Origin of the sequence: Croceitalea marina, from assembly GCF_042684265.1 — a bacterium.
Taxonomy (GTDB): domain Bacteria; phylum Bacteroidota; class Bacteroidia; order Flavobacteriales; family Flavobacteriaceae; genus Croceitalea; species Croceitalea marina.
Genome location: NZ_JBHULB010000006.1, coordinates 37509 through 50893, shown reverse-complemented (window position 1 = coordinate 50893; position 13385 = coordinate 37509). Strand labels below are relative to the sequence as shown.

The 13385-nt window shown below is 36.2% G+C and carries 12 protein-coding genes; 4 read left to right on the top strand and 8 right to left on the bottom strand.

The window, feature by feature from the left end; all coding sequences use genetic code 11:
* Nucleotides 1-176 precede the first annotated feature (176 nt).
* The 4 genes from ACFSQJ_RS02370 (at nt 177) to ACFSQJ_RS02355 (ending at nt 2334) form a co-directional block, all read left to right on the top strand.
* Nucleotides 177-770 (top strand): peptidoglycan DD-metalloendopeptidase family protein, encoded by a 594-nt coding sequence (locus ACFSQJ_RS02370; protein WP_377765234.1) that lies wholly within the window; start codon nt 177-179, stop codon nt 768-770.
* A gap of 183 nt (nt 771-953) precedes the next feature.
* A complete protein-coding gene (locus ACFSQJ_RS02365; protein ID WP_377765232.1) occupies nt 954-1190 on the top strand; it encodes a hypothetical protein in 237 nt (78 codons plus the stop codon).
* A 316-nt stretch (nt 1191-1506) separates the two neighbouring features.
* Nucleotides 1507-1734: a hypothetical protein gene (locus ACFSQJ_RS02360; protein WP_377765230.1), complete on the top strand. Its 228-nt coding sequence runs from the start codon at nt 1507-1509 to the stop codon at nt 1732-1734.
* A gap of 354 nt (nt 1735-2088) precedes the next feature.
* On the top strand, nt 2089-2334 hold the full coding sequence (locus ACFSQJ_RS02355) for a hypothetical protein (protein ID WP_377765229.1): 246 nt from the start codon (nt 2089-2091) through the stop codon (nt 2332-2334).
* Between the two features lie 4 nt (nt 2335-2338).
* On the opposite strand, the gene ACFSQJ_RS02350 is transcribed toward ACFSQJ_RS02355, so the two are convergent.
* From ACFSQJ_RS02350 to ACFSQJ_RS02315, 8 genes are all read right to left on the bottom strand, one after another.
* Nucleotides 2339-3922 carry an amidohydrolase family protein gene (locus ACFSQJ_RS02350; RefSeq protein ID WP_377765227.1) on the bottom strand — a complete coding sequence of 528 codons (1584 nt, stop codon included), beginning with the start codon at nt 3920-3922 and terminating at the stop codon, nt 2339-2341.
* Between the two features lie 18 nt (nt 3923-3940).
* The gene (locus ACFSQJ_RS02345; RefSeq protein WP_377765226.1) at nt 3941-4411 is read right to left on the bottom strand and encodes a DinB family protein; all 471 of its coding nucleotides are present in this window, start codon (nt 4409-4411) and stop codon (nt 3941-3943) included.
* Between the two features lie 53 nt (nt 4412-4464).
* Nucleotides 4465-6981 carry a M14 family zinc carboxypeptidase gene (locus tag ACFSQJ_RS02340; protein ID WP_377765224.1) on the bottom strand — a complete coding sequence of 839 codons (2517 nt, stop codon included), beginning with the start codon at nt 6979-6981 and terminating at the stop codon, nt 4465-4467.
* A 51-nt stretch (nt 6982-7032) separates the two neighbouring features.
* Entirely contained in the window at nt 7033-8250 is a 1218-nt protein-coding gene (locus ACFSQJ_RS02335; RefSeq protein WP_377765223.1) for a sensor histidine kinase, read from the bottom strand.
* A 156-nt stretch (nt 8251-8406) separates the two neighbouring features.
* Complete coding sequence (gene secA, locus ACFSQJ_RS02330) at nt 8407-11769, bottom strand: preprotein translocase subunit SecA (protein WP_377765221.1); 3363 nt, start codon at nt 11767-11769, stop codon at nt 8407-8409.
* 135 nt (nt 11770-11904) lie between these two features.
* Nucleotides 11905-12129, bottom strand: coding sequence for a DUF2795 domain-containing protein (locus ACFSQJ_RS02325; protein WP_013551418.1), 225 nt, complete (start codon nt 12127-12129; stop codon nt 11905-11907).
* Nucleotides 12130-12255: 126 nt separating this feature from the next.
* Nucleotides 12256-12813: a cob(I)yrinic acid a,c-diamide adenosyltransferase gene (locus ACFSQJ_RS02320; RefSeq protein ID WP_377765218.1), complete on the bottom strand. Its 558-nt coding sequence runs from the start codon at nt 12811-12813 to the stop codon at nt 12256-12258.
* A 164-nt stretch (nt 12814-12977) separates the two neighbouring features.
* Entirely contained in the window at nt 12978-13379 is a 402-nt protein-coding gene (locus tag ACFSQJ_RS02315) for a hypothetical protein (protein ID WP_377765217.1), read from the bottom strand.
* Nucleotides 13380-13385: the final 6 nt, after the last annotated feature.

Genomic DNA, 13385 nt, shown 5'->3' with positions numbered 1-13385 from the left:
TTTAGTTTTGTACTAGCTTTCAAGTGCTTTAAATTACTAAGATGTAAACTATATTTGAAATGAACCTTTTAGTTTTAACTTTTTAAATAGAAATTAACGCTTTGATTTTTTCAAATTTAAAGTTTAGTAAAGCCCCCATAGCTATACTGGACAATAAGATACCCCTTGAATTCTATATGAGTATTGATTTGTCCTCTACGAATAAAGAGCTTAAAGGAGTTGATATCACAAACCCCGATAGTTGCCAAAAGTATATTGATGAAGTTTTAGCACGAAATGAAGCATTGGTAGCCTATGGTGGCTATTTGGAGAAAAGGAACCTATATGACGCTGCTGACCGATTTTCAAAGGGAAGCACTAGAAATATTCATTTAGGAATCGATTTTTGGTGCGAGGCAGGTACACAAGTGATAACACCAATTACAGGCACGGTCCATAGTTTTAGCAATAATGATGATATCGGTAACTATGGACCGACAATAATTTTAGAGCATAAATTCGAGAATATTTTGTTTTATAGCCTATACGGTCACCTTTCCATTGAGTCTTTATATGAATTATTTATTGGCAAAAAATTTAGAAAGGGAGAAACACTTGCTACTTTAGGCACACCCGATATTAATGTTAACTATGCACCTCATCTTCATTTTCAAATTATAAATGATTTGGGAAGTTATCAAGGGGATTACCCAGGTGTTTGTAGTGAAAGCGATTTGGATTTTTATAAAACCAATTGTCCAGATCCAAATCTTTTACTTCAACTATATTAATATGTCATCGATGAAATGCATACGAAATCGATGTGTAGTTCATCGGATTAAAAACCGTTGCCGATACTTTTTTACACTTTATCCAACTATTGGTTTTTAAGCGAAAAATTAGTGTCCTAGACCGAGTTATATCTGCCTAAGCTTTCATGTGAAATTACATTTACGATGTAAAACGAAACAAACATGAAAGCAAGTTTAACTTTAATCGCAATAATCTTCTTTGGAACTTTTGCAGTAGCACAAACTACTATTAAAGAGATAAAGGTGGAAACTATTACTGAAAATGTGATATTGATTAAAGAAGTTAAGCAAGAACTTAACTTAGAAGGTAAGGTTGCCCGATTGTATATGTTCAAAAACTCTAGAATCAAAAAAGAGTTAGCGTTCAAAACAAAAAGAAACCGTTCTAAACTTGCATAATTGATTAGAAAGATTGGCTTTGCCTAAACCATCATTCTAAATGCAAGTCTTGGTGGTCCAAAAAGAACCAAAAGCTTGTTTTTAAATGCTGACGTCTTTTTAAATTAAAATTCTAGTAATTCTATTTAGCGTGTCTTACCGATTAAATGCATTTCAAATCGATGAGGTGCTTTTTGGGTTAAAAACGTTTGTCGAAGATAAAATACATTTTATCTGTATAAATACCTTTTAGCGAAAATTTTGTGTCGCAGAGCGAGCAAAATCTATGGACTGCCATGGGTCGAGGTACATTTACCATGTAATAAAAACCCAAATCATGAAAGCAGTTTTAACTTTAATCTTTATAATCTTTTTAGGAACAGCAGCAATGGCGCAAACTCCTTCTAAAGAAACTAAGGTTGAAACAAAAACTGCAACCGTCGTATTGAACGTTAAAATTGAAAAATCTGAAACACAGGTTGCCCGATTGTATATGTTCAAAAACTTTAGAGTTAAAAAAGAATTGAGCTTTAAGACCAAAAGAGACGGTGCAAAATTAGCCTAATTATGATACTATCCTTATTAATCGTTACTACTGTAATTGCACTTACCTTAACAAGTATTGCTTTTGCAATGGAAAATTCTAAGCGTAAAAAAGTACGAGTTACCTCTAAATAAAAAGATAAGCTCAACTGTTTAGGGACTTATTTTGTTATTCTTTCACAATCTAGATACTGAAGTCTCTAGGTTTAAGTGCATTTTATATCGGTGAAGTGTTTCCTATGTTAGGGTTGCTTATCGGTAAATTAGTGCAGTTTGCCGTATGTAATCATTTATAACGAAAAATTAGTGCTTTTCAACGAATGAAACCGTATTCAGATATGTATGCTGCGTTATAGTTATAACAAAGCCCAATATTATGAAAGCTATCTTAACCTTAACATTTGTACTTTTCTTAGGAGCAACTGCAATCGCTCAAAATGTAAATACCGATAAAAAGATAGCTACCATAGAAATGGGTGTTGTATTGACTACTAACGTTAAAGTTGAGAACAAAATAACGACTACAACAGAAAGAAAAGTTGCTAGAGTCTACAAATTAAAAAATACTAGGGTAAAAAAAGCTTTAGTTTTCGAAACTAAAGCTACTTCTAAAATTGCTTAAGCAGTTATTCTTTGATGCCGGGCTGCTTTAAACTATAATCTATTTTTTCTTTTTCATTTGTCACCATTCTTTTTACATCTTCTAAAAGGGCCTTTGAGTTAAAAATAATACCATCTTTAATAGTGTATTTTACGCCACCTACCCGAACAACTTCATTATCATCGGTTAGTTTAATGGCTCCTGTACCATAAAGTACTTTTAAATTTTTCAACGGGTTTTCTTCTACGATTGCAAAGTCTGCCAATTTCCCAACCGCTACGGTACCCACTTTGTCTGAAATTCCTAAAGCTTCCGCTCCATTAAGTGTTGCAGAACGAATTACCTCTAAAGGATGAAAACCAGCTTCTCTAAGGAGTTCCATTTCTCTAATGTAGGCGAACCCATATAGTTGAAAAATAAACCCGGAATCAGACCCTGTGGTTACCCGACCGCCTCTATTCTTGTATTCATTGATAAAAGTCATCCAAAGTTTATAATTCTCCCTCCAAGCTACTTCTTGCTCCGTGCCCCAATCATGCCAGTAGGAGCCATGACTAATTTTACTAGGTTGGTAAAACTCCCAAAGCGAAGGCAACGTATAATCTTCATGCCATTCGGCTCGTCTTGCCCTTTGCAGGTCTCTACTGGCCTCGTAAATATTAAAGGTTGGGTCCAAAGTGAAATCTAAACTTATTAGTTCGTTCATTACATTGTTCCAATGTTCAGAATAGGGTTTTGAAGCTTGTTTCCATAATTTCCCGGCTTCTTCAAAGCGGTTTTGTTCATTTTGGTAATTATAGTCTAGTGGATAATCTTGAACGGTTCTATCTTCAAAAAGTGCTTCGGGCAGTCCATACCAGTGTTCCATGCTCGTTAAGCCTGCTCTGGCGGAGTTGAGCACATTCCATCGGGCTACATCTAATTGTGCATGATGGCATGCAGAACGCAGCCCCAGTTTTTTATTTTCATCAAGAGCGGCCGACATAATCTCCGGTGATGCTCCAAAGAATTTGATACCATCTGCGCCACGTGCAGCGTTCGCTCTAACCCATTTTCTTGCTTGTTCAGGGGTTGAGATAGGTGCGTCGTTCAACGGATTGAAATCTTTTGTCTGCTGTCCAAAACCAGTATAGGCAAAGATTCTGGGGGCAATTATTTCGTTCTTTTGGCTCTTTCGTTTTAAATCTAATGTCCAATCTATTCCACGTCCGCTTGGCTCTCTAACTGTAGTAATGCCGTGCGCCATCCAAAGTTTAAACACATAATCTGCTTCAGCCCCTTGCGCAATGCCTCCTATATGACCATGCATATCAATAAAGCCGGGTAGTAAATACATACCTGAACAGTCAAGTTCTTTTCCACCAGGTTTTAATTTAGGTCGTTTAGCGTTATCAATTGTTACTCCGGGGTAGCCGACAACTTGAACTTTTACAATTTTATTATTTTCTACGACGATGTCTATCGGACCTCTTGGGGGTGCCCCATTTCCATTTATTAGGGTTACTCCCCTTATTACTAGTTGGTTAAAGGGCCCTTCGCTCAGTTTCTCTTGAGAGAAGACAGTTTGACTTAGCGCTAAGGCTAAAAAAAATGTGAGTAGTTTTTTCATTTGGTTCAAGGTTATTTTTTATCTAATTCCTAATCCCATATCTTCGATTTTGTACAAATGATTATGGTCATGCATTAACAAATGCCTTAACATAATATATGGGGTGTAGGTTTTGTATTCTGGATGAACGGCCTGCTTAGACCAGTCGTTTAAACTAAACATTTTCGCTAATTCAACAGTTTTTCGCCTTATTTCAAAAAAGTCGCCTAGAGTCTTTTTTAGGTCCAAATTCAAAAAAAACAAGTCGTCAAAATTATCTCCGGAGAGCGGTTTGAAAGTGGGCTTTTCTTTATGGCTGAACATCTTTAGCCTTTTTTGAAAACCATAAATATCACCCACCGCTATATGGGTCGCATGTTCATGAATAGACCATTTGTCTTTTATAATCTTTGCCTTGTAAAGTTCTGGGTCAATTTCATCAATTAGCTCACTTAGCAATCTAGGCGTTTCATTTAAAGCATTTAGTAGCGGCTCAATTTCTCTATTCATTATTCTATTCAAGGCCCATTTTGGAATTATTTGGGCATAAAGCATTATATATTTTAATCTGGCACATCTATTTTATCTCCTAAGAACAAGGCATTCAAAAATAGTCGGTTGGTACCATACCAAGACCCTCTAAAGTTGGGATTGTCTGCAAATAGCACAACACGTCCTCGACCAACTTTACTAACCACTAAAGAGGCAGATTTTTTTAAGTATTCATTACTATTTTTCTTTGTGATGAAACCGTCAATTAGCGGATTTTTTGAATATTGTACGACTGTTGAATACTCATTTTTGCTTGGAGCTATCCAGACGGAATTATTCTTATAAACGGGAATTTGAGTATCTCGATACCCAAAAGCCAAAGGATGGGTTAGATCTAAATCTACATTAAAAATAACACCGCCAATAGCCTCTTTGCCAATATTTTCAGGGGCATCGACATAAGGCTTCCTTTTAACAGTTTCAGTAGAGTCTTTTTTATCGGTACTGATCAATTCTTCTTTAACCAGTTTTTTATCGATAGCCCATTTTGACGCCGTACCGATGGTAATTAGCGTATTTCCTTTACCGACCCAATCTTTGATTTTTTGCTGTTGGGTTTTGGATAGATTATACCTACCCGAGACCATGACCAAGGTATTGTATTTATCGAAATTGATACGATTAAAGTTTCGCATCGGAATTTTGGTTATCGGCATATGAACGCGAGTATCCAATAAATGCCATACTTCTCCCGCTTCATAAGAACGGACACCATCACCAATTAACATTGCAGCTCTGGGTTTACTAATGGGTGATACATAGCGACTACCTAAATCTATACCCTTTAAGCTGTAGCCGGTTTCAACGGAATAGGCAGGCACCTTAAATTTATTTTGCGCTTGCTTCATTAAAGCGTAAACTTCGTTATCATCTTTTTTCTGTAGACTTACCGGAACGACTAGGGCTCCATAATTAAAAGTGATATTACCACCACTAGTTTTAGCAGTAAAAGGCTTAAAGGATGAAGAGACTTTAATATTGTTTTGTTGAAGGAAGTTCAATGCTGCTATAGCATTGTAGTCATCATAATCAACGATATAGGCATATTCTGACTTCTGTAAGGCTTTTGTTTCAACGAAACTGTCCGTGCTAATGACTTTTTTACCAAGATTTAAACTGGTCACTGCTTTATATTTCATATTGTAGAAATTAGCAACGGACCAAGCCGAAGCATCGTAGTAGACGCTGTCCCGATACTTATTATAGGTTTCAAACATGGTCTGGACCATACGATATTGGGGTTGTTTTGTCGGCACTACAAAACTGTTTCCGGACTCATATACATCAATTTTATGAAGGAGTAGTTTATCAATAAAAGCCTTAACCCTATTTTTGTCGTAATCATCACTAAAGGAATATCCTCTTACTTTTGATTTCCCTGAATTGGTTAATGCACTTTTAAAGAACTCTTGCTGATATTTTCTCAAGTATGCCTTGTTTTCAACAGCAGCTTTTACTGTAGTAATGCTAGAGATGTATTGATTTCTTATGGTGAAAGGAAAAGTAATTTCGCCGAATGCCGTTTTTTGTTTGTGTCCTCGCGAGCTCGCCTGTTCAAAAAGAAGCCCTAAACCTCCTTGCAAATCAGGATAGGAAGAGCCATAACCCGGATAAGTACCATCAAATACTTCTTTTGTAAAGTAAAAAGAGCCGATGCTATCTAAAGCCTTTGAAAAATAATTGCTAAAGAGATTGTTTAAGTCCTCATAGTTTTCCTTGGGCATAATGGGATTTAGAGATCCATTGGTTTTCATAGGTTCAAAGAAGTAGGAGCTTTGACTACCCATTTCATGAAAATCTGTAACTACGTTCGGATACCACTCATGATACCAATTTAATTTCCCTCGACTTTCGGGGTTTATACCTAAAAGCCAATCACGATTTAAATCGAACCAATAATGGTTGGTTCGGCCCATAGGCCAATATTCGTTATGTTCAGCGTCTTGCGGGTCAGCAACCAGTGGACTACCCTGATAAGTGTTTGCCCACTGCGTATGCCGATCTCTACCATCTGGATTAATGGTAGGATCGATAAAAATGACGGAATGTTTTAAGTATGTATTGATTTCAGAGTTTTGCGATGCAACCATTGTATAGGCCGTTAGCAAAGCAGCTTCTGAACTAGAGGGTTCATTACCATGAACGTTATAGCCTAAATTGATAAAAATAGGAACCTCATCAAAATTCGTAGGTGATTTTGACGGGTCCGTAAATGCTAAATGTTGCTTTTTAAGGGCCTCAAGATTTTTAAGATTTTCAGGTGTAGTGATGGTGAGAATAACCAATTTTCGGCCTTCGTGAGTTTTTCCATACTCATATATACTTGCTCTTTCTGAGACTTCTGCCAATTTGGTCAAATAGCTTACTATTAAATCGTGTCTGGTATGGTGTTCTCCGATACCGTATCCCAAAAATTCTTCCGGCGAAGGTATATCAGGATTAAAAGGGTGAAATTTTTTATAAAAGTAATCTTGAGCAGAAAGCGTACCACTAAAACATAGTGCTACAAGAAGTAGTTTCTTGAACATTTGGTTGGTCCCATTTTTAGTTATCCTTTAAAGATAAAAAAACAAAACCAGTTAATCGACCGAATTAAACTCTTCGATTATTTCCTCAAAAACAATACGGTAGTAGGTTCCTTTTGTTTCCATATCCCTCTCGATAGTGCCCCTAAGCTGGCGAGATAAATTGTGGATCAATTTTAAACCTAAAGATTTAGAATTTTTTGGATTAACACTTTCAGGAAAACCAATGCCGTTATCACCAAGATACAATTCGTATTTTTTCTCTTCTTGGGCGCTTAGCTTGATTAGTATTTCCCCTGAATTCTCTTCCGGGAAGCCATATTTTAAGGCATTGGTGACCGTTTCATTTATAATTAGCCCTAATGGGATAACGGTATCAATACTCAATTTAATATCGGCAACATCTAATTTTAAATCAATTGTATTCGTACCACCCTTAATTGAACGGATTAAGTATTCACACAATTCTTCTATATATGGTTTAAGTTCTATTTTAGATAAGTAGTCATCTCGTTTGTAAAGCATTTCGTGTACCATTGCCATAGATACCACTCTATTTTGACTACTTTTTATGATGCTACTTATTTTATCGTCTTCGATAGATCTTGATTGCAAGCTTAAAAGACTCGATACCGTTTGTAGGTTATTTTTAACACGATGGTGTACTTCTTTTAAAAGGGTTTCCTTTTCTTCAATACGGGCTTGTACTTCACGCCGAGATTTATAAAGTTTATGATGTGCCTTTAATAGATTTCTTCCAAAAACTCCTCCTAAAAGGTACACTGCAAATAGAATACTTAAAAAAGCGAACCAATCTTTTGAGGTCTCTGGTATCGTATCATGACCATGATTAAGGTTGCTTACATCATGTAAAAAAATAAGACCGACTAAAAGAAGATTTATAAAAAGATAAATTTTGCCATAAACCTTAGTGGTTACGTAACCTGCAAAAACCACTATGGCTAAAACAAAAATGAAGGGACTTCTGATTCCACCACTGTATAAGGTGATTATAATACCGCAAACCATTGCCAGAATAGAGGTGATATTATAAGTAAGTGTTAGGTTTTTGTGTGATTTGAATAACAGTGTATTAATAAAATTTAAACCCGAAAAAGCAAAAAAGAAGTAGGGTACAACTCCCTCTATATCCAATAAAAAGAAACATATTAACCCGAAGAACAAAGAAAAAAGACAGGCAAAGTAATTTACCTTTAAAACCAATTGGGTTTTATCCTGCAATCTATAGTTATCCTTATTTGGAATGTTCATGCTAAATTGGTTATTTCAATAAGCTTAAAAATAAGCCTAAATCTTAGGTTTGGGGGCCGAATTATAATGTAAATCTAAATATGTTTTGCTACATAATCAAAAACGGCAACCTAAATTTGGTCACCGTCTATTGATATTACAATTTTTTACAAAATTCTAATCTTCTATAATAACCCACTCACCTTTATCAATAAGGGGTTCCGCCTGTTTATACTTGACAACTTTACTCTCTCCAGACATTACATTTTTAATAGTGACTCTTTCGTTTCGCCCAATTTTGGGTCTTTCCCTAACAATAGTTTCGGTTTTTTGAGGTCTTTGACCTTGAGATTGACCTGCAGCTCGGTTTTGTGCCGCTAGCTCATCGCTATTCGGAATTTCCTCTTTCGATATTTGCAATTTCTCTTTTGGTCTTCTAACGTTTCTAGCTTCTTGAATCTGATTTGTATTTTCTGAAGGCAGTTCTCCTTTGAATAAAAAGGAAATCACCTCTTTATTTACCTTGTCGATCATACTCTTAAAAAGTTCAAAAGCCTCAAACTTGTAAATAAGTAGGGGGTCTTTTTGCTCATGTACAGCTAATTGCACAGACTGCTTCAATTCATCCATTTTACGCAAGTGCGTTTTCCAAGAATCATCGATTATTGCAAGAGTAATGTTTTTTTCAAAGTCTGTAACCAACTGTTTTCCGTTACTATCATAAGCCTCTTTTAGGTTGGTGACCACGTTTAAAGATTTTATACCATCTGTAAAGGGTACAACAATACGCTCGAACTTGTTGGTTTGGTCTTCGTAAACTTTTTTGATTACCTGAAAAGCAGTTGTGGCACTTCGCTCCATTTTTTGCTGGTAATGCTCGTATGCAATTTTATAGACCATATTCGCAATTTCTTGAAAACTTAATCTATTAAAGTCTTCTTCTGAAATTGGAGAGGTAATTGAAAAATATTTAATGAGTTCAAATTCAAAATTTTTGAAATCATCGGCCATTTTATTGGTCTCTGCAATCACTTCACAAGTATCGTATATCATGTTGGCGATATCTACCTTTAGGCGCTCACCTTGTAACGCATGTCGCCTTCTTTTGTAGACTACTTCACGTTGGGCGTTCATGACATCATCATATTCCAATAAACGTTTACGAATACCAAAGTTGTTTTCTTCTACTTTTTTCTGGGCACGTTCTATAGACTTGGTCATCATAGAATGTTGGATTACCTCACCTTCTTCAAGCCCCATTCTATCCATCATCTTCGCTACTCTATCAGAACCGAACAAACGCATTAGGTTATCTTCTAAAGAAACATAAAATTGAGAGCTTCCAGGGTCTCCTTGTCGTCCAGAACGACCACGTAATTGTCTATCTACACGTCTAGAATCATGTCTTTCAGTACCAACGATGGCTAAACCACCGGCAGCTTTTACTTCTGGAGAGAGTTTAATGTCGGTACCACGACCCGCCATGTTTGTTGCGATAGTTACAATACCACCTTGACCTGCTTCAGCAACAACATCAGCTTCCTTTTTGTGCAGTTTTGCGTTGAGCACGTTATGCGGAATCTTACGAACGCTCAATAATTTCGAAAGTAATTCTGAAATTTCTACTGATGTTGTACCGATCAATACTGGTCTACCCGCTCTTGAAAGCTCAGTAACTTCTTCAATTATCGCGTTGTATTTTTCGCGTTTCGTCTTGTAGATTAAATCATTTCTATCATCACGGGCAATAGGTCTATTAGTAGGAATCTCTACAACATCTAATTTGTAAATTTCCCAGAATTCGCCGGCTTCGGTTACGGCAGTACCTGTCATGCCTGACAGTTTATTGTACATTCTAAAATAATTCTGAAGGGTTACCGTGGCAAAAGTTTGGGTTAAGGCTTCAATCTTTACATTTTCCTTAGCTTCAATAGCTTGATGTAACCCGTCTGAATACCGACGACCATCCATAATACGTCCGGTTTGCTCATCAACAATCATTACCTTATTGTCCATCACAACATATTCCACATCTTTTTCAAAGAGTGTATACGCCTTTAGCAATTGACTCATGGTATGAATGCGTTCACCTTTTACAGCGAACTCTTTAAAAAGCTCTTCTTTAAGCTCGGCTTCTTTTTCTATATCAAGGTCTTGATTTTCAATCTTTGCGATTTCGCCACCGATATCTGGCATTACAAAGAATTCTTTATCCATATCACCAGAGATATAGTCAATACCTTTGTCAGTAAGTTCTATTTGATTGTTTTTTTCTTCAATGGTGAATAACAAATCTTCATCAACCTTAGGCATTTCACGGTTGTTATCTTGCATGTAGAAGTTTTCGGTCTTCTGTAACAACTGTTTTACCCCCTCTTCACTTAAAAATTTGATGAGCGCCTTATTTTTTGGTAATCCGCGATGAACACGTAGCAATAAAAATCCGCCTTCTTTGGTGTCGCCAGCGGCTATAAGTTTTTTAGCCTCTGCCAATACGCCCGTAAGATGTTGACGTTGTTTTTGAACAATATCCGCAACCTTAGGTTTTAACTCGTTGAATTCGTGTCTATCGCCTTCTGGTACCGGGCCAGAAATAATCAAAGGAGTACGCGCATCATCTACCAAAACCGAATCGACCTCATCTACAATCGCATAATGATGTGGTCTTTGTACCAAGTCACTTGGTGTGTGTGCCATATTATCCCTTAGGTAGTCAAAGCCAAATTCGTTATTGGTACCGTAAGTAATATCTGCGTTGTAGGCGGCTCTTCTACCTTCTGAGTTAGGTTGATGTTTATCTATACAATCTATGGTAAGCCCATGAAATTGAAAGATAGGAGCCATCCAGGCACTATCTCGTTTTGCTAAATAATCATTCACCGTAACTAAGTGCGCCCCTTTACCGGAAAGTGCGTTCAAATACAGTGGTAAGGTCGCTACTAAAGTTTTACCTTCACCGGTCTGCATTTCTGCAATTTTACCTTGGTGCAAGGCAATACCTCCAATAAGCTGCACATCGTAATGGACCATATCCCAGGTTACTTCTTTTCCGGCAGCATCCCATGAGTTTTTCCAAACGGCCTTATCATCTTCTAAACTTACGTAATCGGCAGAACCGGACAAAGATCTATCAAATTCATTCGCGGTTACGGTTAGCGTTTCGTTGTTGGCAAAACGTTTAGCAGTCTCTTTAACAACGGCAAAAGCTTCTGGTAGAATTTCATTTAAGGTTTCTTGAGAAATTTTGTAGGCTTCTTCATTAAGCTTGTCAATTTCAGTATAGATTTCCTCGTTTCTATCGATATCTGTAGACGCTTCAACTTCTTTTTTAAGTTCAGCTATCTTATCATGGATGTCTTTGCAGTTTTCTTGAATTTTGGCTTTAAAAGAAATTGTCTTTTGACGCAGCTCGTCGTGACTTATAGCTTCTAATTCTTGCTCAAAAGACTTGATCTTTTTGACCAAAGGCTGCATCGACTTTACGTCTTTCTCTGATTTATCTCCTACAAAAACCTTTAATACAGAATTTAAAATACTCATTAGGTGATTTTTTGTTTAATTCAGCAAAAGCTATTCCATAGTTCGGAATGGCTAAAACTTAATTGTAAGGCTGCCAAAATTACATAAAAAAAGCCTCAAAAAGAGGCTTTTTATTAGGGTTTTGTTTATTGAAAATTAATACTCATCCTCATTCCAGAGGTAATCTTCCTCAGTGGGATAGTCAGGCCAAATTTCCTCGATGGACTCGTAAATTTCACCACCTTCTTCTTCCATTGATTGCAGGTTCTCTACAACTTCTAACGGAGCTCCAGTTCGGATGGCATAATCTATTAATTCGTCTTTGGTGGCTGGCCAAGGCGCATCACTTAAATATGAAGCTAATTCTAATGTCCAGTACATAGTAACGGTTTGATTTTAAATTTTTTGCAAAAATAATTTTTAAACCCAAATAGCCAAGCAATTTTCTATTTATTTAAAAAAATATTTTAAACAATGTTATTGTGTAACGCTGAAAATTGAAATTTATTAGTCCAACTTTTCAGGAATCCATTTGACTTCTTGAGCTTGTAAGTCTTTTGACAATTTTCGTGCCAATACAAAAAGGTAGTCTGAAAGCCGGTTTACATACGAAAGTACAGTATCAGGTACTGGCTCATTTTCATGTAAATAAGATATCATGCGTTCAGCTCTTCTGCAAACCGTTCGGGCTACATGACAGTATGACACGGTAGTGTGGCCTCCAGGTAAAATAAAATGTGTCATTTCAGGAAGTTCTGCATTCATCTTATCAATCTGCTCTTCTAATAGGGCAATATCCTCTACATGAATTCTAGGTATTTTTAGTCGATTATCTTTTGAGGGTTCAGTTGCTAGAATAGCCCCTAGGGTAAAAAGCTTATTTTGGATCAATGCTAAAACTTCTTTTAAGCTTTTATCCATTTCTTGGTCTCTTAACAGGCCTAGATATGAATTTAATTCATCTAGTGTACCGTAACTTTCAATACGGATATGATGTTTTGGTACGCGTTTACCGGTAAAAAGAGCAGTTGTAGCCTTATCGCCTGTTTTGGTATATATTTTCATTTATTATGTCTTTTTTTACCCTCCATAAAGGAACGCGACTTGCGCTTTTTATTGTTTCGTTTGTTTTTGAACAGAATGGCAAAATAGATCAATATCAAAACGCCTAAAATATAGAAAACGGTATTGTTCATTTCAAGAAAACTTTATCCTTACAAATTACTTTTTTAAATTCGAATGAAGAAATGTTCTTTCTGTTGCTCCCTTCGAATGAAAATAACTCCGCAATGGTACATGTTTATGCTTACGGTTACTTTTTCAGATTGCACAAAATTCAACCAATTTGTTCTAGACTCTTCGTCCTTATTGATGTGGTTGAAAATAATTAAACTTTCATTATGCAAATTAGTGTTTGAAAATAGTTGTTTTGGGTTCAAATTTTTAATTGATTCAAAAAACAGCATATCGGTTTTGTTTGGGTCGAATATGCTATTTGGAAAACTCAATTTTAATTTTTGTTTATAAACAGAATTGCCCTTTATTTTTATGTTTTTAAAACCAAAATAGAGAACGCTCTTAATCAAAACATCTAAAGTTTTATCCTTTGATTTTCTTGGTTTCTTGTACAAACATTT

Coding starts and splice junctions, on each gene's coding strand:
- ACFSQJ_RS02370 (WP_377765234.1), top strand. CDS start 177: ATGAGTATTGATTTGTCCTCTACGAATAAAGAGCTTAAAGGAGTTGAT.
- ACFSQJ_RS02365 (WP_377765232.1), top strand. CDS start 954: ATGAAAGCAAGTTTAACTTTAATCGCAATAATCTTCTTTGGAACTTTT.
- ACFSQJ_RS02360 (WP_377765230.1), top strand. CDS start 1,507: ATGAAAGCAGTTTTAACTTTAATCTTTATAATCTTTTTAGGAACAGCA.
- ACFSQJ_RS02355 (WP_377765229.1), top strand. CDS start 2,089: ATGAAAGCTATCTTAACCTTAACATTTGTACTTTTCTTAGGAGCAACT.
- ACFSQJ_RS02350 (WP_377765227.1), bottom strand. CDS start 3,922: ATGAAAAAACTACTCACATTTTTTTTAGCCTTAGCGCTAAGTCAAACT.
- ACFSQJ_RS02345 (WP_377765226.1), bottom strand. CDS start 4,411: ATGAATAGAGAAATTGAGCCGCTACTAAATGCTTTAAATGAAACGCCT.
- ACFSQJ_RS02340 (WP_377765224.1), bottom strand. CDS start 6,981: ATGTTCAAGAAACTACTTCTTGTAGCACTATGTTTTAGTGGTACGCTT.
- ACFSQJ_RS02335 (WP_377765223.1), bottom strand. CDS start 8,250: ATGAACATTCCAAATAAGGATAACTATAGATTGCAGGATAAAACCCAA.
- secA (WP_377765221.1), bottom strand. CDS start 11,769: ATGAGTATTTTAAATTCTGTATTAAAGGTTTTTGTAGGAGATAAATCA.
- ACFSQJ_RS02325 (WP_013551418.1), bottom strand. CDS start 12,129: ATGTACTGGACATTAGAATTAGCTTCATATTTAAGTGATGCGCCTTGG.
- ACFSQJ_RS02320 (WP_377765218.1), bottom strand. CDS start 12,813: ATGAAAATATATACCAAAACAGGCGATAAGGCTACAACTGCTCTTTTT.